General features: G+C 50.9%; 1 protein-coding gene. It reads left to right on the top strand.

The features are described from left to right. The coding region (locus J582_RS25400) for an Ig-like domain-containing protein (RefSeq protein WP_228131720.1) at positions 1 to 888 on the top strand (888 nt) is incomplete at both ends.

Genomic DNA, 888 nt, shown 5'->3' with positions numbered 1-888 from the left:
GTGGGTACAACTAATGCTGTGGTAACTGTTGATACGACAGCACCAAGTGCACCGGTACTTGATCCAATCAATGCAACTAATCCTGTAACAGGTACAGCAGAATCTGGTTCAACAGTTACCGTGAGCTTCCCGGATGGTACAACAGCGACTGTAGTTGCAGGCCCGGATGGTAAGTGGACAGTACCAAACCCAGGTGACCTGACTGATGGTCAAACAGTAACAGCGACAGCGACTGACCCAGCGGGTAACCCGTCAGTACCTGGCACAGGTGTAGTAGATGCAGTTGCCCCAACAGTTGCAGTGACAACAGCATTAACCAATGACAGTACACCTGCATTAACCGGTACAGTGAACGATCCGACAGCGAAAGTTGTGGTGACTGTAGATGGTGTGGATTATCCAGCGGTGAACAATGGTGATGGCACCTGGACCCTTGCAGACAATACACTTCCAGTGTTGACTGACGGTCCGCATACCGTGACTGTGACAGCAACTGACCCGGCAGGTAATGTGGGTACAGGCAATGCTGTGGTAACTGTCGATACGACAGCGCCAAGTGCACCGGTACTTGATCCAATCAATGCAACTAATCCTGTAACAGGTACAGCAGAACCTGGTTCAACAGTTACCGTAAGCTTCCCGGATGGTACAACAGCGACTGTAGTTGCAGGCCCGGATGGTAAGTGGACAGTACCAAATCCAGGTGACCTGACTGATGGTCAAACAGTAACAGCGACAGCGACTGACCCAGCGGGCAACCCGTCATTACCTGGCACAGGTGTAGTAGATGCAGTTGCCCCAACAGTTGCAGTAACAACAGCATTAACCAATGACAGTACACCTGCATTAACCGGTACAGTGAACGATCCGACAGCGAAAGTTGTGGTA

The organism is Acinetobacter sp. 1566109 (genome assembly GCF_000582255.1).
Lineage (GTDB): Bacteria > Pseudomonadota > Gammaproteobacteria > Pseudomonadales > Moraxellaceae > Acinetobacter > Acinetobacter nosocomialis.
This window is presented reverse-complemented; position numbering and strand designations above follow the sequence as displayed.